19 protein-coding genes are annotated in these 18,865 nt (G+C 58.6%); 8 read left to right on the forward strand and 11 right to left on the reverse strand.

Annotated elements, in window-relative coordinates:
* The 3 genes from IEW18_RS22075 to IEW18_RS00010 form a co-directional block, all read right to left on the reverse strand.
* The coding region (locus tag IEW18_RS22075; protein WP_444542863.1) for a transposase-like zinc-binding domain-containing protein at positions 1 to 123 on the reverse strand (123 nt) is incomplete at its 3' end.
* Positions 124 to 365: 242 nt separating this feature from the next.
* A complete protein-coding gene (locus tag IEW18_RS00005) occupies positions 366 to 1,304 on the reverse strand; it encodes an SMEK domain-containing protein (RefSeq protein WP_188555776.1) in 939 nt (312 codons plus the stop codon).
* 313 nt (positions 1,305 to 1,617) lie between these two features.
* Complete coding sequence (locus IEW18_RS00010) at positions 1,618 to 3,294, reverse strand: vWA domain-containing protein (RefSeq protein WP_188555777.1); 1,677 nt, start codon at positions 3,292 to 3,294, stop codon at positions 1,618 to 1,620.
* Between the two features lie 378 nt (positions 3,295 to 3,672).
* On the opposite strand from IEW18_RS00010, the gene IEW18_RS00015 reads away from it, so the two are divergent.
* The 3 genes from IEW18_RS00015 (at position 3,673) to IEW18_RS00025 (ending at position 5,061) form a co-directional block, all read left to right on the forward strand.
* Positions 3,673 to 4,104, forward strand: coding sequence for a hypothetical protein (locus tag IEW18_RS00015; RefSeq protein WP_188555778.1), 432 nt, complete (start codon positions 3,673 to 3,675; stop codon positions 4,102 to 4,104).
* Between the two features lie 138 nt (positions 4,105 to 4,242).
* On the forward strand, positions 4,243 to 4,515 hold the full coding sequence (locus tag IEW18_RS00020; RefSeq protein ID WP_188555779.1) for a hypothetical protein: 273 nt from the start codon (positions 4,243 to 4,245) through the stop codon (positions 4,513 to 4,515).
* An 87-nt stretch (positions 4,516 to 4,602) separates the two neighbouring features.
* Complete coding sequence (locus IEW18_RS00025; RefSeq protein WP_188555780.1) at positions 4,603 to 5,061, forward strand: hypothetical protein; 459 nt, start codon at positions 4,603 to 4,605, stop codon at positions 5,059 to 5,061.
* A 123-nt stretch (positions 5,062 to 5,184) separates the two neighbouring features.
* Here the strand turns inward: IEW18_RS00025 and IEW18_RS00030 are convergent, their stop codons facing one another.
* On the reverse strand, positions 5,185 to 6,039 hold the full coding sequence (locus IEW18_RS00030; RefSeq protein ID WP_188555781.1) for a hypothetical protein: 855 nt from the start codon (positions 6,037 to 6,039) through the stop codon (positions 5,185 to 5,187).
* Positions 6,040 to 6,317: 278 nt separating this feature from the next.
* On the opposite strand from IEW18_RS00030, the gene IEW18_RS00035 reads away from it, so the two are divergent.
* Entirely contained in the window at positions 6,318 to 7,448 is a 1,131-nt protein-coding gene (locus IEW18_RS00035) for a putative sensor domain DACNV-containing protein (RefSeq protein WP_188555782.1), read from the forward strand.
* Between the two features lie 244 nt (positions 7,449 to 7,692).
* Here IEW18_RS00035 and IEW18_RS00040 read toward each other — a convergent pair whose 3' ends face one another.
* From IEW18_RS00040 to IEW18_RS00060, 5 genes are all read right to left on the reverse strand, one after another.
* Positions 7,693 to 8,151, reverse strand: a complete 459-nt coding sequence (locus IEW18_RS00040) for a cold-shock protein (protein ID WP_188555783.1) — start codon at positions 8,149 to 8,151, stop codon at positions 7,693 to 7,695.
* A 531-nt stretch (positions 8,152 to 8,682) separates the two neighbouring features.
* Complete coding sequence (locus tag IEW18_RS00045) at positions 8,683 to 9,291, reverse strand: pseudouridine synthase (RefSeq protein ID WP_188555784.1); 609 nt, start codon at positions 9,289 to 9,291, stop codon at positions 8,683 to 8,685.
* 59 nt (positions 9,292 to 9,350) lie between these two features.
* On the reverse strand, positions 9,351 to 10,199 hold the full coding sequence (locus tag IEW18_RS00050; protein WP_188555785.1) for a hypothetical protein: 849 nt from the start codon (positions 10,197 to 10,199) through the stop codon (positions 9,351 to 9,353).
* 197 nt (positions 10,200 to 10,396) lie between these two features.
* Entirely contained in the window at positions 10,397 to 11,548 is a 1,152-nt protein-coding gene (locus IEW18_RS00055) for an MFS transporter (protein ID WP_188555786.1), read from the reverse strand.
* A gap of 649 nt (positions 11,549 to 12,197) precedes the next feature.
* Positions 12,198 to 12,863 carry a head GIN domain-containing protein gene (locus IEW18_RS00060; RefSeq protein ID WP_188555787.1) on the reverse strand — a complete coding sequence of 222 codons (666 nt, stop codon included), beginning with the start codon at positions 12,861 to 12,863 and terminating at the stop codon, positions 12,198 to 12,200.
* Between the two features lie 228 nt (positions 12,864 to 13,091).
* Between IEW18_RS00060 and IEW18_RS00065 the strand changes: the two genes are divergently transcribed.
* Entirely contained in the window at positions 13,092 to 13,781 is a 690-nt protein-coding gene (locus IEW18_RS00065) for a T-complex 10 C-terminal domain-containing protein (protein WP_188555788.1), read from the forward strand.
* 77 nt (positions 13,782 to 13,858) lie between these two features.
* Here IEW18_RS00065 and IEW18_RS00070 read toward each other — a convergent pair whose 3' ends face one another.
* Both IEW18_RS00070 and IEW18_RS00075 read right to left on the reverse strand, forming a co-directional pair.
* Positions 13,859 to 14,971: a lytic polysaccharide monooxygenase gene (locus IEW18_RS00070; protein WP_188555789.1), complete on the reverse strand. Its 1,113-nt coding sequence runs from the start codon at positions 14,969 to 14,971 to the stop codon at positions 13,859 to 13,861.
* A 302-nt stretch (positions 14,972 to 15,273) separates the two neighbouring features.
* Positions 15,274 to 16,143 (reverse strand): helix-turn-helix domain-containing protein, encoded by an 870-nt coding sequence (locus IEW18_RS00075; protein WP_188555790.1) that lies wholly within the window; start codon positions 16,141 to 16,143, stop codon positions 15,274 to 15,276.
* A 141-nt stretch (positions 16,144 to 16,284) separates the two neighbouring features.
* On the opposite strand from IEW18_RS00075, the gene IEW18_RS00080 reads away from it, so the two are divergent.
* The 3 genes from IEW18_RS00080 (at position 16,285) to IEW18_RS00090 (ending at position 18,864) form a co-directional block, all read left to right on the forward strand.
* Positions 16,285 to 16,686 (forward strand): hypothetical protein, encoded by a 402-nt coding sequence (locus IEW18_RS00080; RefSeq protein WP_188555791.1) that lies wholly within the window; start codon positions 16,285 to 16,287, stop codon positions 16,684 to 16,686.
* A 220-nt stretch (positions 16,687 to 16,906) separates the two neighbouring features.
* Complete coding sequence (locus IEW18_RS00085; protein ID WP_188555792.1) at positions 16,907 to 18,139, forward strand: tetratricopeptide repeat protein; 1,233 nt, start codon at positions 16,907 to 16,909, stop codon at positions 18,137 to 18,139.
* A gap of 224 nt (positions 18,140 to 18,363) precedes the next feature.
* Positions 18,364 to 18,864: a hypothetical protein gene (locus tag IEW18_RS00090; protein ID WP_188555793.1), complete on the forward strand. Its 501-nt coding sequence runs from the start codon at positions 18,364 to 18,366 to the stop codon at positions 18,862 to 18,864.
* Position 18,865 lies beyond the last annotated feature (1 nt).

Raw genomic sequence — 18,865 nt, forward strand, 5'->3', positions numbered from 1 at the left:
GGGCGTGAACACGGCCTGGTAGCGGCAGGCCGTACATTGGTACTTCGGCTGGCCTTTCAGGCTGCTGTTCTTGCGCAGGGCCGTGCTGCCGCACTTCTGGCAGGTGAGAGTCGTCTGAAGCATCCATCAAGATAACATTCACCTGCTATTTTACCACTGCCAAAAATCTATTATTCCAGTAGTGTACAAGAAGAATAGGCCTGATATAATTTGTCTGTATTTTACAATATTATGCTTTTTAAGTTCTTGGGCAATGTCAAATATGTTTAACTTATTTGTCTTCTTTTTGTTAAAATGCTTTAGTATCAATGATGCTATGTAAACCGATGAGGTGCGGAAATTTTCATCTTTTGAAATTAGCATGGCTATGTCATTGGAAAGACGTTGCATTTTATCATTTCATCTAATAAGTAGAAATGTATTGCTTGTTTATCATAACTTGCGAATCCGTTTTTTGATAACTTATCTGCGAAATAATTAACTAATTCTCTTAATGCAGCTTTGGGGTTATTATTGTGCTTAGTAAGCATTTCGTCGCTTTCATCCTGTAAGTAACTTGATATAATGGTTGCTTGGATTGAGTCCATGTTCGCTCTGCCTAGCTCTAGAGTCTTGTAATATACAGGTGCTAGGTTTTGATATCTCTCTATAAGAAAAGATGAGTGTTCAGAGAATCTATTGTAGATCTTTTTTTCAGGATCTGCAACCTCCTTTCTTTGAATGAACTCTCTATTGCTGTCATTACTTAGATAAGCAATGAGGGTCATTATTGTTTCTACTTCATTGCATTCAGTCTCAGTTCTGGGTGGTATTATTTCTTGTGTTAGAAAATTTGATAGTTGTATTAATTTAGGGGTTTCTTCGTTGTTAATTATAGCTGTCAATCTTGTTATGTCGATCACATCTTTTGTGTGATCAAAATTAAAGTTGCCGCCATCTGTGAAATCGGTTTTATAATCTTTAGCTTCTTTCGATATAAGTAATATTTTTAGGTTGTAATCTTTGTACTCGTCGTTTTTGTAAAAGCCATTTATTGATTCAGATATTTTTGTATTTGTATTTTCTGATGTTACCTGTATTGCTTGTTTCTTATTATGATCTACTAAATCAATGTGTGCTGCGTTTTGTTGGGAGAAATTAGTGTTTATATAACTGTAGCCAAGTAGATTGAGAAAGTCTCGGTAAAAATTTTCTGCATAAATATTTGAGCTAGTTAGGTTGAGGGATCCTGCTAAAGTGATTTCTGTTTTTAAGTAAGAAAGTTTCTTGATTATATTATTCATGCTTTCTTGTCTGACATCCATTATTAACACATTAAGGTGAACTTAAATTCTTGAAATGAGCTACTTTCTAAAAAAATGAGATTTCTATTGTAGAATATTAATAGATGGTGTTGCTACAGGATGCACAAATGTACTCGGTATAGATAATGTATTAGTAGCCAAAGTTGATGTATCATAACCTCTATAGTACTTCAAGTAAGTCTGCTACTTAGCATCACTAGTTTAGAGCAGCTTATAACAGCGGGGTCAGACGGGCAGTTTAGCGTGGTACGTAGCGATGCTATCTGAGTTAGACTACTAAGATTACATGCAGTGCAAGGTAAGAGAATGGACTTCACGTCTTCTGCATCAGCTTGAACCCGTCCTTGGTCACTTGGTACTGCTGGCCCTGGATGGTAATGGTTTCGCCTTCCAGCAGTTTGCTTAGGTTCTCAATGTCGCCCTCGATGGTGTGCAGGGTGAAGCCGTGCTTGCGGGCCAGGGCCAGGTACTTGGGGTTGATGTAGTCGTGGACGCCGCAGAGGATGATACGGACCTGGGCCGTGGTGTTTTTGAGGAGCTTGGCGTCGCGGGGGAAGGTGTAGTTGTCGGCAATCAGGATGAGGTCGGGGGAGGCATCGGGGCCGGCAAGCTGCTGGGCGTAGAGCAAGGCTTCGGCGTCGTTTTCGGGCGCGTCGCCGCCCCCGCCGGCCTTCATGGTTTCAATCAGCTTGTTTTTGATGGCCTCGTAGCTGTCGGTTTTTACATGGTGGAAGCCGCCGGTTTTGCCCACGCGCTTGTCTTTGTCGGGCTGGTCGTTACCGTCGTTGAAGAACACAAAGGTTTTGGGTTCTTCGAGGGCGCTGAGCTGCAGCCAGGCCAGCAGGTCGTAGGTGTAGGGGAACATGCTGCCGGTGGCGTCGGTAACTACTACCTCCTTGCTCCACTCGGGGTGGCGCTGCATCACGCGGGTTACTACGCCTGCATCGGGTGGCAGAGGCAGCTCAACGGCGGCGGTATCCGAAGCGGCCAGCAACTCGCCGGCTTTCGTGATGCGCGCTTCGCAGTAGTCGTTTTTGTGCTGCTTGTTCTTCTTTTTCAGGAAGACGCGGTAGAGCCGGGCCGCCGAATCGGGGAGGGCGAAGGTGGTGAAGCCCATGTCTGCTTCGCCTAGCAGTTGCAAGGGCCCGATGGGCAGGCGCACTACGCCTTTGGCGCTAAACGGAAACATCTTGCCCGCCACCGGGAAGCCTGAATTAAACGCCACGCTCCGCCGGATGGCTTCTTCCAACTCGGCCGTGCATACGGGCCGGGCGGAGGGTAGCACTTTCACGGTTTTAATAGTGCCATCGGCGGCTACCGTTAGGTCAAACTTCACCAGTTGGACGTCGCGCTGGGAGCAGTGGTAGTAGCGGCGCAGGCTGCGGGCCATCTGGCGGTTGCTAAAGCGGCTGATAGGTAGGTTGCAGGCCACCTTTTTGCCCGGAGACTTTTTAGCGGCTTTAGGGCGCTTCTTTTCCAGGATGCGCAGCTTGCGCGTGAGGCTGTCGAGGTCGGCGCGGGAGGTGGCGGCAGTGGCGTGCCGGGCCACGTACACCACAAATCCGTGGAAAAACGGCTGGCACTCGGTGGGGCTGTTGCAGCCGGTTTGCTCTACCAGCGTCCAGGTCACGGACTCATCCTGGAGCAGGCCCGGCACGCCCGCCGCTAGGTTGCGGATGCGGCTGAGGTTGAGCTGACGCTGATTGAACGTGGGGTTCAGGCGAAAAGCGGTGTATACCAAATCAACGCGCACGATGTGGCGGTCTTGCAGGTGCAGGGCGCGTAAATCGGCACCCGAGAAGGTGGAAGGCAGCTGTAGCGCCTCCAGGTCGGGCAGGGGCTGGTAGCGGGCAGTGCGGTAGGCGTTGAGCTGGTCGTAGAAGGTGGTGAGCTCCGCCTCGGCTGGTGGCTTGGTTTGGGCCTTGGCAGCAACAGAGAATAGCAGGAGAATAATACCACTGACAAATGTCCGGACTGACACTGAAAACATAGAATAGGGTAGCTGGGGCAAAGAAGTGCAAAATACAGCTTTGCCGGGCAGAGCCAACTGGTAACGGCAAAGCAGGAAAGCAGAACTGCGCTAAGGGTAGTGCACTTAGGGGGCGCCCGTACGGCCAGTTGACTACGCCTCAGCCTTTTTTGAGGGTAGGGGCATTATTTTCCAGTAGACTGAAAAACGTGGATGGTGCCTTCGCTGACAGGTAGGGGTATTCCTTCCGGCTGCTCGTAAGCAGAACTGTAGCCCTGATTATGAGGCGCATACGGAAACCTTCGGGCTGGCCCCTGCGAATACCGGAGTAGGGAATGGGCTGGTACCCGCCGGCCCGCCGGCCTGGAGCCGGACCCGTGGGCTCTATTCAGCATGTCAATGGCTAAGCACAAGAAAAAGCACTCCAAGAAGAAGGACAAGGTAAAGGACAAGATCAAGGATGCCGTACCAGACGACGTGCTCGATGCGGCGGCCTTGTCCATCCGCAAGTTTCGGAAGGTGACCAATGAAATTGCCAAGCTAAGCCTGGGCCAGAAACTGGCTGGCAGCGTGGCCTTGCTGGCCGCCGGCCTCATTTACCTGGACCAGCGCAAGGGTAGCGGCGAGAAGCCCCCGCACCCCCCCACGTTTGAGTGGCCCCGGCTGGGCGAAGCGCAAGAAACCACCGCTACCGAGGCAGCAGATGAGGACGAAGTAGCTGCTTCGCCCGTAACGCCCGCGCCTCCTCGGAAAAGCCACAAGAGTTCCAAGGCCGGAAAGTCGCACGGCGCCGGCAGTCGGAAGCCGCTGGCCACCGATGAAGTAGCGTAGTCAACAGGCGGCGGGTTGGGCGCGGGCTACCTGGACCCGCCCAGCTACACAACAACCTTCCGGAGCCGATTGCGAATACCATCTTCCGTCGGGCCTTTCCGTTTGCTACTCAGTTTCTTTCACTTTCCAGAATGCGTCATGAAAAAGAATAAAACCAAAGTCAAGAAGAATAAAGCCGACAAGAAAAAGTCCCTGTTCGGGGGCGCGGCTAAGTCGCTGAAAAAGCTGGGCAAGGGTTCTGGCTTAGGCCGCCTGAGCACTACCCAAAAAGTGCTGGGCGGGGCCGCCCTGGTTGCCGTGGGGCTGGGCTACCTGGGCAAACGCCGTAGCAGCACGCCCGCTACCCCACCTAGCCCCGAGGCCGAGGCCGCGGAACAGAACTTGGCCTCACTGGACGGAGGCGCCATCTAGCCTGTTGGCGGAGCATAGCCCAGCTAAGTAACAGAAAAGGCCCCGAGCAGCTTGGATGCGGCTTGGGGCCTTTTTTATCTTTAAGGGATGAAGAAGCTGATCCGAGGGTTGCTGACCGGTGGCTGCCTGCTCTGGCCGGTACTGGCCGTGGCCGGGGAGCGGGAGGAAAAGTACGCCTTTCTGCTGACCGGAGGGGTAGGCGGCGTGGCTATTGGCCTGGGCATGTACGCTTTTTTTATGATTCTGGTGGCCGCCCTGTACCGCCGCAAGCAAGTGGTAGCGGCCCTGTTCGCGCTCTGCACCACCATCTTCCTATACCTGGAATACTGGTCGTTTCGGCTGCTGACGTTCTCGGTAAACTTCCTGCAAACCAAACAGGTGCAGCCGGTGCCTGGACAGTGGCCCCTGGTTCTGAAGTGGGGGCTGGCCGTAGTACTGGCATTGGCCGTGGTCATCTTCGTGCTGGCGTGCCGGATGTGGCGCAAGTGGCACCCGCCGCGCGGTGCTGTCCCAGCTACCTGGTTGGGGCCCGACCTGCACTCCTAGGCACTACTGGCCTGGCTTCCGCCACAAGCTCCCTAAACGTGTTCCTTTCTTACTGTACTGGGTAGGCGCTTGCCGACTAAAAACGTGGGGTATGGGCTAGCTGACAGAAGGTCTTTTCCCTGCTTACAGCTTGAACTTGATAGTGAACTGCTTGGCTGCGTAGGGTTCCAGGGCCGTGAGGTCCTGCGCTATTTTAGTTTGCCAGGCGGGCAACTTGTCGTTATCGGCGTACACTTCGCTGTCGTACTTATCCTGTAGGAGCTGGGCTTCCGATATAAGCTGGCGGTAAATTTCCTGCTGCTTGCGCTCCAGCTCCTGGGTGTTGGCTACCTGCTCCTGAAGGGCCTTGGCCAGACGCCGCGAGTACAGCTCGGTAATATCAAAGTGTACCTGCTCGTGGGCCAGGGTATAGGCCGCCTGGGAAGTGGGCTTGAAGTAAGATTCCTGGCAGTCGAAGTAGGTTTCGATGGTGAACTGCACTGTGCCCTGCAAGGGAGTGCCCGCGTAATGGTAGCGAATGTTGCTGCTGGTAGCAGCCGCGAAAGGGCGGTTATCGGTGCTGCCTTTAAAGTCGGCCTGCTTTAGCCGGCGGGCCGGATGCCAAATAATTTCCTTTTCGTAGGGGGTAATGTCGGCTATCCGCAAGGCCTTGGCCCGGATGCGGTGGCAGCTGCTGCCGTAGAGGCTGGGTAGGCGGTGGTCATAAATCCGGAGCACGTTGGCGCCCATCTGCCGGGCTTTCTCGGCGGCCAGCTCCACTACCTTGTCATAGTCACAATCCAGGGTCAGGCCCGCATCCCGAATCTGGATGTCGCCTACCTCCTGGGCGGGTGCGGCAAACGTCTCGGTTTCCTTCACTACCAGAAAGCCCTCGTGCACGGCTACTGGCGCTGCCGCCTGGGTGCTACGGACCACTATTTTCGGCGAGCAGGAAGCGAAGGCCAGGCCCAGGCAGGCAACGGCAAACGTATATTTCATAGGAAGGATAACCAGAAATCAGGCGCCAGGAGCGTGGCAGTTAAACCAAGTGAAACGGCCTATGCAGCCAGTTACTACCACGGTTTACAGGCCCGGCCGTAAAGTTCTGGAAAACACCTTTCAAACCCTAGCGCAGAGCTCAGAAGCTAAACCATAGGGCCGCCTTGGTGGTTGTTTCCCTCCGGCGTTTCAGGGTCCGTTGGGCGGTTTCGCTCGCGTGTGGGCGCAACGCTCGGGCCTGCTAGCATCCTATCCCAAAAGCTCCGTACTTGCCTTTCATGCTTTCTGAACCTACTTACTTGGCGGCCCGCATGGTAGCCCCCATGGTTGAAACTCACTTTGCCCGCCACCGGGCGGCGGCCAATGCCTGGGATATTGCCCATTTATCGGCTCCCCCGCCCGCCCAGTGGGTAGAGGTTATCATTGACGCCGCCTTTTGGGCCAGTTTGCGGCGCGAGGAAGGCCACCCGCCCCGCATATCCTTGGCGTTGCTGGAGCCTGCGCAGGCCGGGCAGCCGGTAGTGTTCGGGAAGCGCCGCCTTACGCCCTACAACCTGCTGAAGCTGGCCCCGGCTGTGGAGCAGCCCGGCATTCACCTGGGCGTGTGGTATGATGCCGAGGGCCTGTACGTGTGGGGCACGGCCACCGAAATTCCGCCCCTGTGCTTTGTGCTGGAAGTGGTAGAGCCGGGCCTGCTGGTGATAAAGCACCGCCGCGCCGATGGGTTCGGCAAGTTCGTGAACGTGGCCATCCTGCGCGGCGACCAGCTGCAGTTGGTGGATGCGGAAAACGTAGCCGTGGATGACTGCCCCGCCCTACGCATGTTTCTGCCCGGCGAAGGCCTGCCCTCCGCCACCGGCGCCACCGACAACGTGCTGGTAGAGCTGGCCGCCGCCATGCGGGCCCACGGGCGGGGCGGGCTGGTGCTGGTGGTGCCGCCCAACTCAACTCAGTGGCAGGAATCTATTGTGCAACCCATGACCTACCCGGTGCTGCCCGTGTACATGGGCATTGCCGAGGGGCGGCAGCGGGAGCAGGCCAAGTGGCAGTGGCGCGAGGAAATTCAGCGCGCCATTCACGTGGTAGGCGGTTTCACGGCCGTGGATGGGGCCACCATCATCACCCGCGACTACCACCTGCTGGCCTTCGGGGCCAAAGTATCCCGGGCCGAATCCAGCGTGCCGGTTGATAAGATGGTGCTGACGGAGCCCGTGGTAGACAGCCCGGCCCGCTACCTGCACCCGGCCCAGAACGGCGGCACCCGCCACCTGGCCGCCGCTCAGTTCGTGCACGACCAGCGTGACTCCCTGGCCCTGGTAGCTTCCCAGGATGGCTTCTTTACCCTGTTTGCCTGGTCACAAACCCAGCAAATGGTGCACGCCCACCGCATCGACGTGCTGCTGCTCTGAGGTAACTCCGCCACAAGGCCCGCACGGACTATGTGCTGAGTAGCAAAACAATACCTAGAAACGCCACGCGGCGCCCGTTCTTTCCGAAAGAGCGGGCGCCGCGTGGCGTGTTGCGTACCAGGTTACCCATGTCCGGCGGGGCGGGCTTCAGCGCGAGGTAAAGCCTACGGAAAGGCGCTCCTCAGCCCCGAAGCCGCCGCGCAAGGCGGGCAGAATACGTACCAGTATCTGCATGCAGTGGCAGTTATACGGCCAGACGCACGCGTACTGCGTTCGGGCCCTTCTGGCCCATCTCAATCTCGAAGGATACTTTGTCGTTCTCCTTGATCTGGTTGATCAACCCGTTGGCGTGCACGAAAATGCTTTCCTGGGTTTTCTGATCCTTGATGAAGCCGTAGCCCTTGGAATCGTTGAAAAACGATACCGTGCCCTGGCGGATAGCGTCGGCCGGATCTTCTTCCTCCTGCTTGCGCGCGCCCAAGGTGATATCCTCAATCTTGATTTCCTTTTTCTTCTTAGTCGGGTCTGGCGGGGTAGAGGTGATGTTGCCATCCTCATCTACGTAGGCCAGCATCTCGTCCAGGTTGCTGCCGTTTTTGGCGTTGGCCTGACGCTCTTCCTTGCGCTCGGCTTTGTCGTTGCGCTTTTTCAGTCGTTTTTTCTCGTTTTCCTTTTTTCCAAAAGTGGCTTGTGATCTGCCCATGGCGTATGTCGTTTTGTGTGAGGTATCGGTGATGAAAGCGTAAGCGCACTAGGAACTCCTAGCTAGTAGCTGGCCCTGATGAAGCTGACCAAGCACTTGCTGCGGGCTAGCATATGATAACTAGCGCCGCGGCTAATAAATTTCATTATTACCCAAAATACGTGGGCAACAAGAAGATGGGTAAGGAAGGGCTACGGCTCGTAAAAACCGGGGCCTTGCCGCTGCCCCTAATTGTGGGAGCAGGCCGAGGAGCGCCCCTTGCCAGTTGCCGAACTGCCCTACTAAAAGGCAGGTTCAGCCCGCCCGCGGAAGTGGCGGCACCGTAGGCAGGAGCCCGTTCTCACAAATATACTTTATCCTAGAAGCATTTCTTTCCCGCGGCCGGTTCAGTCGGGGAAAACTTCTGGAATATACGGTAGCCGAGGCAGCGCCGCAACGCCCGAAGCACTTGGCCGTGAAGGTCCTACCCACCGGGCGCCTCCTCGCGTGCCGCCCCGGATTTAAACCGCCCACCGGAAGTAGCCGATACGGTTACTCAGGCTGATCCTCAGTAGGGATGCCCAGGTCGGCTACTTCCCGCACTTCCCCGGGAGTCAGGTTGCCGAGCCAGATGGTTCCTACCCGCACGCGCACTAGGCGCAGGGTAGGAAAGCCGGCGGCGGCCGTCATCTTGCGCACCTGCCGAAATTTGCCTTCCCTGACGATGATGGAAACCCAGCTGGTGGGGCCGTGGCGGTCGGAGCGAATGTTGCGGCCGCGGGGCGGCAGCTCGGGCGCGGTTTCCAGGCGCCGCACGCGGGCCGGCAGCGTGTGGTACACCTGGCTGCGGTGGGCAATGCCGATGCCGGTCTGGAGCTGGGCTACGGCCTCATCGGTAATCAAGCCATCAACCTGGGCGTAGTACTCCTTTTCCACATCCTTGCGACGGATTCGCTCACTTACCCGGCCATCGGTCGTGAGCAGCAACAGGCCTTCGCTGGGCTCGTCGAGGCGACCAATGGCCATGGTACCGGCCGGGAAATCGTGCAGGGCGCCGAGAAATTTCTTGCGCATCTCCCGCGGAAACTCGCTGGTAAACTGGCTGAGGTAGCCGTAGGGTTTGTAAAGCAGAAAGTGACGGTGGGCAACGGAAGAGGTCATACGGGCGGAAAGCTGGCCGGAACGGCGGCCTGGGGCGAAGGTACAACCGGCTGGTGGCCCTAAGTGGTTTTGTACAGGTACCAGCCATTGCCCAGCGGTTTCATCACGATAATCCGGTCCGGGCTCATGGCCGGAACGTGCGTAGCCTCCGGCTGGTAAAGCAGGCCCACCGTGTTACTTTTCACGCCCCCAATAACGAATTCCAGGCACGTGCTGCAGCCCAGGGTGCGCTGGGTTACCCGGCTGATATATAGGGGCCGGAGCAGGGCCAGCACGGCCGTATCGGCGTTGGCGGCCTGCTCCCCGGCCCCAGTCGTATCGGCAGCGGGGGCTGCAAAGTAGCGGCGGCTCTGAATTAGGCGAAGGGCGCGCTGAAAAGCAGGTCGGTTGCGGGTGAAATGCTGGCGGATGGTTTCATCGGAACCCACCCACAGGCGAATGTTGCCCAGCATAAACTCGTGGCTGGCCTCGGGGTGCTTCTGGTTGTACTGCGCTACTTCCGCGGGTGCCATTTCGGCGAGCAGCTTGAGCATGGGCGGCCCGAGCTGGGTCATGGACAGGCTGCGCACGGCGGCCAATTTCCAAGGGGTAGCGGCCGTGGTAGAGTCGCGGCGAAAGTGCAGGTAAATGTCGTTGCGGCTCACGGAGTCGCGCAACTCCACCGCTACTACGGCCGTGGCGGGGCCCTGCTGCACCAGCTCGCAGCGGCGCTGTAGGGTAGCCGGAATCTGCTGGCCCAGGCTCTGGCGGCGGGCCTGGCCGGCGGCTTCGCCACTGAGGTAGCTTTTCATGTCGGGCCAGCCGGTGGGGGCCACAAACTGCCGGGCAATTTGCAGGGGCTCCAGCAACGGCGCGGCCCCAACCAGCAGCGGGAGCCACCCCAGCACAAAGGCAAAAACATACTTCATCAGCAGACCTCAGCTGCCCGCTTTTCCCACCCGGGCGCGGCCGCCGAACCTCTAAGGTACGCAGAAAGCCCATGAGATTGAGCCTCCTACGGGTAGCTTATGTTGTCATTCCCGGCGGGAGGCAGGAATCTAGGGCAGCCTCAAGAATTCAACCCGGGCGACAGTAGCGCAGCGCAGCATGACAGCGGCAAGAAGCGCTAATCCGGCAGGCGGCGCACCAGCAGCACCACTACTGCACCCAGCACCGCCATTAGTCCGAACGACCACCGCAACCCGGCTGCTTCGGCAATAAAGCCTACCACCGGCGGCACCAGCAAAAACCCCACGTACCCCACCATAGATACCGCCGCAATGGCCGAGCCAGAGCTGAGCGCGGCCGTGCGCCCGGCCAGGCCAAACACCATTGGAATAACGCACGACACGCCCAGGCCCACCAGCGCAAACCCCAGCCCGGCGGCCAGTGGCACCGGCAGCAGGGCCGCCAGCAGCAGCCCGCTCAGCATCAGCAGGCCGCTGTAGTGCAGAATGGACTTCACCCCGAAGCGGTTGGCCAGCGGGTCGCCGCTGAAACGGCCGGCCGTCATGGCTACCATGTAGATCGTGAAGCCCAGGGCCGCCGATTCCTTGGGCACCAGCACCGCCTTCTGAAAGTAGATGCCGCTCCAGTCATACATGGTGCCCTCACAGGCCATGGAGGCAAAGGCAATCAGACCGAATTTCAGCAGGGTTTTATCGGGCCAGGAAAAGCCACTGCGGCGGGCTTCCGGAGCGGGCGGCAGCACCAGGCTGTGGCGATACGTGAACAGGGCTACCCCGGTCAGCAGCACTGCCACGGTGGCAAAGTGCAGGGAGGTCGGTACTTGCCGGCCAATAAGCAAGGTGCCGAGGGCTGCTGCCGCAAAACCAGCCACGCTCCAGACCCCGTGGAAAGTAGCAATAATGGACGTGTCGTAGCGGGCCTGCACGCCCACCGACTGGGCATTCATGGACAGGTTGAGCAGGTTGCGCGAGGAGCCGAAGCAAAACAGCAGGCCCACCAGCTGCCAGGTGTGTTCCACCAGCCCCAGCAGGGCCAGGGCTACGTTGTAGAGGATGGCCCCCACCAGCATCACCTGCCGGCTGCTGAAGCGCTGGAGCAGCCCCGCCGTGATGGGCAAAGTCAGCATCAGACCGGCCGGCAAGGCAAACAGCACAGCCCCCAATTGGGCCTCGCTCAGGTGCAGCTGTTGCTGAATCACCGGAATCCGGGAGGCCCAGGTGGAGTACCCAAAGCCCGAAACAAAGAAAAACAGCGCAATGGCCCACCGCGCCTGCCGGGGCGTAGCCTTCTCCTCAACTACCTGTGTCATGTGCTGGTGCTACCCTCTGTTCCGTGGCAAAACTACAACCCGCCCCGCGCCAGCGGGCGCACAACGAGTTGCCGCTTCGGGGTGCTACGGCGGCCGGCGGGGCTAAGGTTCGGCGGAGCTTGCGTTAGCGCCGGGTGTTTTGGTGGGCTTTCAACCTAGCCAGGAAATGCAGCGCTGCCTAGTACGCTTTGCTCTTCGTGCACCTCAGCACGGCCGCTACCTCGCTTCTTCGGTAGTTCCCACAATCAGTTAAACGGCACTAGGCTGTGTGGACAGTAACAGCTTTTAGTTCAGGAAAGATGGTCATGCCGAGCGGGAGCGAAGCAGCTCGCGTAGTGTTGTTGCAGTCGTCAGCCAAGCGAGATGCTTCGCTCCCGCTCGGCATAACGGCCTGTTAAGTTAATGTCCACACAGCCTAGAAGAGTAAGTGACATTAAACTGTCATTCCGAGCGAAACGAGGAATCCGGGTCTACCATTTCAACGGCTTAACCCAGATTCCTCGCTTCACTCGGAATGACAGTTACTGGTTGAACGCGGCGCAGCATACGGAATGAACGTGAATTCCATGAGAGTAGCCGGTAAAAGTGGCGGCAGCTCCTGACCAAGGAGCTGCCGCTGGGTGTTCTTATAAGAAGTGAAACGAGCCGACTACTTGGTTACGCGCGGCTTGCCTTTGTAATGAATGTCGCTGGAGCCGGAGGCGTGCGAGGACAGCTCATCAGTGACGGCCACGTACGCATCGGAGGCGCCGCTGGCCTGCACCGTGGCCGTGCGGCTCTGCAGGTTGTAGCCCTGGTAGTCGCTGCTGCCACTTACTTGCACCTGCTGGCGCTCCACGCGGCCGGTCAAGCGCAGGTCGCTGGCTCCGGAGGCGGTGGCCGTCAGGGTTTTGGCGTTGATGGTCATGGTCACGTCGGACGCGCCGCTGGCCCGGATGGTAAACTCGTCGGCCGTGAAGGGGGTAGTGCTTTTCACGTCGCTGGCCCCGCTGACTTCAACCCCCGTGAGCGTGGGGCAAGTGATGTACACGTTTACCTTCTGGTTGCTGAGCAGCATAGAAAGGCCTTTCTCCCGATAAATGCTGAGCGTAGAACCCTGCACTTCGGTCTTGATGCGGTCCAGCAGCTCCGCGGGGGCATCTACTTTCACCTCAGTGCTGGCGCCCTGCTTCAGAAATACGTTGATGGCACCGCTGGCCCGGATGGTCTGGAATCCACTGACTGAGCGGGTTTGCTGAGCCAAAACTCCGCTAGTAGTCGCAGCACTGCAAAGGGCCGCCAGGGCCAGGGAACGAAGGAGGGTAGTTGGTTTCATGGAAGGCAGGTAGGGAAAGTGGAAGGACAAGCGGGTAGATGCGCGGCGCTCCGCAGCCGTTGCCTCAGGGTTTCGGCTTTTTTAGAAGCGCTCAGCTTGAATAAGTTACTGCGTATAAACCATAATTGCTATATAGCTCCGTACGGCGCAGGTAACATCCGGGCGGCAGGCTGCGTAAGCGCCCCATCTTCCTTGTCAGGATAAATTTCTGACTGAACCTCTCCCCATATGAATAAGTCCTTGCTTTTCCTTTCCGCGGCGGCCAGCCTACTGGTGGCATCCTCCTGCAACCGCGACAAACAGGCCGCCGCCGATGCGGCCACGACTCCCTCCGCCGACACCGCCGTGGTGGTGCGCGACGAAACGATGGCTACCGACGCCACGGCTACGGCTGACGGCGACACGGCGGCCTACCGCACCGAAGCCGACCGCCTCGCCGACCGGATTGCCCAGGACCTGCGCCTGACCGATACCGTGGTGGTAACCCGCGTCGAGAAAACTTACTACACCCGTGGCCGCCGCCTCAACGAGGTGAACACCCGCTACACCACCGATACCACTGGTCGCTACGCCGCCCTGCGCCAGGTAAACGACGACACCGACCGGGAGGTGCGCACCTACATTACGGACCCTGCTCAGTACCGCACTTACCAGGAAAACCGCAACAGCTACTACGCCGGCACGCCCTACAGCAACGCCACCATCACGACCACCACGGAGCGGGAGGAGGCCCCGGCCCGGCGCCGTGGCCCTTCCATCGTGAAATACGACAAGAAGGCCAATGGCGAAACCAAAATCGTGTACTCCAATGGCAAAACGGTGAAAGTCGATAAGGACGGCGACACCAAAGTAGAGTACCGCAACGGCACCAAAGTAAAGCGCGACGCCGACGATGGCGAGGTAAAAGTAAAGCGCTAAGCCGCTACCCCCCAACGCATCAAAGCCCGCTTCCTGCCTCGGAAGTGGGCTTTTTTGTGGTGAGAAAGGCCGGCGGCTTACGGTATGATTCCGTACTGGCGCAGTTCCTCGTCGATGCGGCGGTTCCAGCGCTCCTGTGCCAGGGGGCTGCCGTGCGTTTCGGCGTCGTACTGCTCCTGGATGTGGTTCATCTCGGTGAAAGATTTCAGGTACTGCAGCTGTAGGATGCTGTTGTAATCTTCTACCGTGAGGCTGTCGGGGGTAGCCTTGCGGCGAAACCGCTCGGCTACCAGCCGCACAATATCAAAGTGGCGCTGCTCGTGGTTCAGGTGCTCGGCCGTTTGCTGGCCGGCATCAACCCAGGACGAACTGCGCACCACGAAAATTTTCAGAATCATGTCCAGCTCTATTACCCCATTTACTACCCGCGGCCGGCCCTGGTAAGCAAAGCTCGGAAACACGGAAGCTGCGTAGCGGCCTTTGGGCCGGGGTTGGCCCGTGAAGTCAGCCCAAGTCAGGGGCCGGGCCGGGTCATAAAACACCGTATCAGGTTCCGTTTGGCGGGTGTAGTAGCGGAAGGTAGGATGCACGGCCGTGGCCAGCCGCACATCGTGCGCGGCCGCGCGGGTCAGCCAGGTGTTAAAGTAAGCGAGGCTCCCTACCAGGGCCTGCCGCAGGGTTGGCTCCACCACGGCCCGGTTGGCCAGGGGGCGCAGGTAGCGGGCCCCACCGCGGTACTCGGTCAGCGTAATCGTGCGGCCCTCCGGGTTTACCCAGTCGAAGGCCAAGTGCAGGCTGATCTGGCCGGCGGCCTGGTTGGTGCCGACGGCGGTTTCCTGCACCCGGCACTCGCGCACCCGCATCGTTACTCCGTAGCGCGCCGGGCGGGCGGGCAGCGTTCGGGCCACAAACTGGCGCAGGGCAGCCTCGGTGCCTCCCTGCAGCTCCACTGCCCGGGCCGGGCTGGCCGCCACCGGCGGGGTAGCGGGCAGCAGCCACGCCACCGCCGGCCGGCCGGGGCGCTCATCGCGCACCTGCTTGATGGTGAACAGGGTAGGAGTAAAGGCGGGAGTAGCCGGCAGCAGTACCAGGGGCTTCTCGGAGGTAGGCGGTTGGGCACCCATGAGCAGCAATAGCGCGAGCAGCACCCCGGCCAGCTGCCCCCAACCCCGCGCGCGTAACGCATTCATATTCATCAAAGCAGCCATTCACCTGCTAGACAATTCTGCCCCCGCCGTGCGTTCCCCAGTGGTGAAATGGCGAGATGGCGAGTTGTCGTTCTAGGCTGCGTGGACTGTAAATCAGGAGAACGTCCTGCAGAGCCGGAGGCGAAGCATCTCGCGGGCTGACGTTGCTGGACTAATTCAACGAAGCCCGCGAGATGCTTCGTCTCTGCTTCATGCGCAGAGTGCTCTGCCTGACGGCAGCATGTAACTTACAAGCCCTGACCATTGACTTAACCCAGAACGACAACTCACCCTTTCACTACTTGCTACTTGCCCATGCGCTGGCGGCGGTACTCGGTGGGGCTTTGGCCGGTGTACTTACGGAAGGTTTTGTTGAAGTGGGAGAGGTTGTTGAAGCCGCAGGAGTAACACACTTCCGTTACGGCCAGGTCATCGTCGAGCAACAGGCGGCAGGCCTGGCCTACGCGGTATTCCTGCAGAAAGTCGGTGAGGGTGTGGCGGGTCATCTTCTTGAAGTAGCGGCAGAAAGCCGGCACCGAAAGGTGGGCCACGTCGGCCACTTCCTGCACCGAGAGGCTGGCGCGCTGGTAGTGCTGCTCCACAAACTGGTACACCCGGCTCAGGCGCTGCTGCTCCTTGCCGCTCAGGCCCTGGCCGCCGGTGCCCGCGTGCAGGGGCAAACAGTCGTTGGCGGGCGCCTGGGCCAGCTCTTGCAGCACCTGCAGCAAGAGCAGCAGGCGCATGAAGGGGGGCGCGTTCAGGAGCTGGCGCAGGGCTGGGCCCACGGCCGTGCGGGTGCTGCCCCGGAACGATAGGCCCTCGTGGGAGCGGGCCAGCAGCTGGCGGATGGCCGCCATTTCGGGCTTGTCCCAGAAATCAGCCCCCAGAAAGTCGCCCCGCAGCTGCACCACAATTTCCTCGAAGGGAGTGCCCGCTGGGTGGCCGTAGCTAAAAGTGAGGTGGGGTAGGTCCGGGCCAATCAGCACCAGCTCGCCGTCTTCGAAGCGGGAAATGTGCTGGCCGATGTGCCGCCGGCCGTGGCCCCGCGGAATGTACACCAGTTCGTACTCGGGGTGGTAGTGCCAGAGTAGCTCGGCTTTGCCTACTTCGGTGTAGTGCAGCAGGGTGAACGAGCTATCTACCGTAGGATGAATGGGTTCGAATTGTAGCTTCACGGGGCGGTGGTGCCAGGATGGCGGAGTGGGAACGTGAAGTTAATACTTGCGGTCAATATAGCATCAAAACTGGCGAACCTGGCAGTAGCCAGCCCCCCACGCCGTCCCGAACTTGCAGGCTCAAATCACGCTACCTTTTCCATGAAGGCTCTGCACACCTTCGCTCTGACGTTTGCCATGCTGCTCCTGTTGGTTGTGGGTGCCCACTTCGCGCAGGCGGCCCGGCTGTCGTTGCCCGCCGGGCACGGCTCAGTGGAGCAGCGCACCCGCAACCTGACCAACTACCTCACCCGCGAGCTGCACCTTAGCCGCCCGCAACGGAAAATAGTTGAAAAAAGCACCCGCAATTACCTGCAACAACTTGACCGACTGGCCGTAAAGCCCGGACTGGTGGCGGCGGTAAGTGAGGGGCGTTTGCTGGAAGGCAAGTCAATAACTGAAGTTGAAAACGAATACGATACCGCGCTGGCCCGGGTGTTCACGCCCGGTCAGTACTCGGCATATAGCTGGCTGCGGGAGCACCAGCCCGAAGGCAGCCGCTAGGCTTCTTTCACATCAGACATCCAGCGGCTTTGGGTGGGAATTTTAGCCGCTGGCCGTTTCCCGGGCACCTTTGGCACCCGGAAAACGCAAAAAGAGGTTGAGGCTGTGGGAGCTTCAGCCTCTTTTTTTTGTTTCTGCACGTATGAGGGTGCCGGAACGTGGGGCCCGACAGTCAGGCTCCGCTCTTTTTCCCTATACTTAGGGTTCCAAGTTGTCCTTTATGCGCCTATACTTGCTTGGCTGCCTGCTGCTGCTCTCCTTGGGAGCGTGGGCGCAGCGGCCCGACACCACTCGCCCGGCCCGTCAGATCAATTTGTCCAACGTAGATGTAGCTCCCGCCGCCGTTGATATTTCCGGCTGGCTGCTGCTCGACAAGGATATCCAGACGGAGCTGGACGGGGCCGTGCAGAACATTTACAACTTCAAGCACGACCGGGCCGAGCGGCAGTTCCGCAGCCTGCGCCGGCGCTACCCCCAGCACCCCATGCCCTACTTTCTGCTGGGCCTGACGACCTGGTGGAAGATCATGCCCTCCAACATCACCTCCGAGCAGTACGACAAGGTGTTTCTGGCCTATATGGACACGGCCATTACCAAGGGCGAAGCGCTTTACAAGCGGGACCGGAACAACTACGAGGCCTGCTTTTTCCTGTCGGCGGCGTACGGGTTTTCGGCCCGCCTGAATGCCGAGCGGCACAACTGGCGCAAGGCCACGTTCGCCAGTAAAAATGCCCTGGCCTACCTCGAGAAAAGCCAGGAAGCCAACGGTCTGAGCCCGGAATTCCTGTTCGGGCAGGCCCTGATCAACTACTACGCCCCCTGGATTTCGGACAACTACCCGCTGCTGCGGCCCGTGCTGCTGTTCTTCCCGAAGGGCAACAAAAAGCTGGGCTTGGCTCAGTTGCGCAGCGTGGCCGCCAACGGCTTCTACACGGGCACCGAGGCGCGGGTTTTCCTGATGAAGATTCTGCAAAACCAGGAAAACAAGCCCGACGAAGCCCTGGCGCTGGCCCGCACCATGGCCACGGCCTTCCCGGATAACGGCTATTTCCAGCGCTTCTACGCCCTGATGAGCTACCAGGTAGGGGACCTAAACGAGTGCGAGCGGGTAAGCCGGGATATTCTGGACAAGATTAACCGGGGCCAGCCCGGCTACGAGGGCATCAGTGGGCGCTACGCCACGTTCTTTCTCGGCAGCCTGATGCAGAACCAGTACAAGGACCTGACCAAGGCCAAGGAATACTACCAGCGCTGCATTGTGTTTGCCGAAAGCACGAACGACACCAAACAAGGCTTTTACTTGTACGCCTTGCTCAATTTGGGGCGTATTTCCGACAAGCAAAAGGATGTGGCAGCGGCCACGCGCTACTACAAGGAAGTACAGCAAAAGGCGGAGCGCAAGTCGGAGGCCTTTAACGAGGCGCGGGCCTACCTCAAAAAGAAGCGTAAGTAATCCGGCTTAATTCCCATAATGGGCCGCAGAGGCGGTTGCTTACCTAAAAGGTAGGGCTGAGTGGAAGGGCTTGAATTTGGTCGAGAAAAGGTAGGCACTGGTAGAAAGCTGCCTGGGGGTTCATCGGGTAAATGAGGGTTGTGAGCGAAAAGGTAAATCGGGCACCTGGGGAAGCCTCGTATCTTCCATACAGTACCATTTCGATTAGCTAGGCTTACCCCATCATGGAAAAGGAGGACGCTCCCCACTTAACATTTCGCTACAACGTTCGTTTCTCGCTGCTCCGGTTCTGGTGGCAGCAGACCTCCGATACGGAGGCCCTGCCGCACTTGCTGACCCGGCTCCTGAAGGCCGTACGGCACTACCAAGCTCGTCAGTTGCTGCTGGACCTGCGACCCATGCCCCCCCTGAACCCACAGGTGCAGCAGTGGCTGCAAACCAGTTGGCTACCCCGGCTGCGGCAGTGCGGCCTGCAGCGGCTGGCGCTGCTGCTGCCTACCAACACCTACAACATGCTAGTGGTGGAAAGCATCCTGTGGACTTCGGCCCAGGAACACCTGCCCTACGAAGTGCAATACTTTGCCGAGCTCCCCGCCGCCTTGGATTGGCTTACTAATTCCGAAGTAGCTACCTCTGATGCCGACTGGCCATGCTGGAAGCAGCAGCCCATGCACTTGCGCGTCCGGCGGCGTAACTGCCCTTCCCGGGGCCTAGTACATCTGTAAC

This window comes from Hymenobacter glacieicola, assembly GCF_014640315.1.
Taxonomy (GTDB): domain Bacteria; phylum Bacteroidota; class Bacteroidia; order Cytophagales; family Hymenobacteraceae; genus Hymenobacter; species Hymenobacter glacieicola.